The organism is Paenibacillus phytohabitans, from assembly GCF_013141775.1.
GTDB classification, from domain to species: domain Bacteria; phylum Bacillota; class Bacilli; order Paenibacillales; family Paenibacillaceae; genus Paenibacillus_AQ; species Paenibacillus_AQ phytohabitans.
In genome coordinates this window covers 1-698 of sequence record NZ_WHOB01000010.1, presented here as the reverse complement: position 1 = coordinate 698, position 698 = coordinate 1, and the positions used below count along the sequence as shown (strand labels likewise).

The 698-nt window shown below is 47.9% G+C and carries 5 tRNA genes; all 5 read left to right on the top strand.

The window, feature by feature from the left end:
* Positions 1–101 precede the first annotated feature (101 nt).
* The 5 genes from GC101_RS00680 (at position 102) to GC101_RS00660 (ending at position 548) form a co-directional block, all read left to right on the top strand.
* Positions 102–176, top strand: a tRNA-Gln gene (locus GC101_RS00680).
* A gap of 27 nt (positions 177–203) precedes the next feature.
* Positions 204–279 (top strand) — tRNA-Lys (locus tag GC101_RS00675).
* Positions 280–295: 16 nt separating this feature from the next.
* Positions 296–379: transfer RNA gene (locus tag GC101_RS00670), tRNA-Leu, on the top strand.
* 7 nt (positions 380–386) lie between these two features.
* Positions 387–461, top strand: a tRNA-Gly gene (locus tag GC101_RS00665).
* A gap of 10 nt (positions 462–471) precedes the next feature.
* A tRNA-Arg gene (locus tag GC101_RS00660) sits at positions 472–548 on the top strand.
* Positions 549–698 lie beyond the last annotated feature (150 nt).

The window sequence follows — 698 nt, the reverse complement described above, 5'->3', positions numbered from 1 at the left end:
TTTTAAAGTGTTAAAGTATGAAGGTATCAGGGATTGAGCATCCTATATCTCGAAGTATAGAGTATCCACCCGATTCCGTAGTGTTTGCTAATTATTAATATTGGGGATTAGCCAAGCGGTAAGGCAACGGACTTTGACTCCGTCATTCATAGGTTCGATTCCTATATCCCCAGCCATTTCATTTATGAATGCTTCTCTTATGAGAGCCATTAGCTCAGTTGGTAGAGCACCTGACTTTTAATCAGGGTGTCGAAGGTTCGAGTCCTTCATGGCTCACCATTTTCTTATAAAGTGTGCGCGTGTGGCGGAATGGCAGACGCACCAGACTTAGGATCTGGCGTTTCACGACGTGGGGGTTCAAGTCCCTTCACGCGCACCATGTTTTTGCGGACGTGGCTCAGCGGTAGAGCATCGCCTTGCCAAGGCGAGGGTCGCGGGTTCGATTCCCGTCGTCCGCTCCATATAGATTTTGCGCCCTTAGCTCAGCTGGATAGAGCGTTTGACTACGAATCAAAAGGCCGGGAGTTCGAATCTCTCAGGGCGCGCCATTTATACTTCATTGAATCATCAAAGTGTCCTCAGGATTCGAACGAGTTCGTTGGAGCATCAGCTTCGATAGCACCACTTCGCAATCGGATGCGTAGCATCCGTATCTCTCAGGGCGCGCCATTATTACTTTGCAGTATAGCTTTTATATT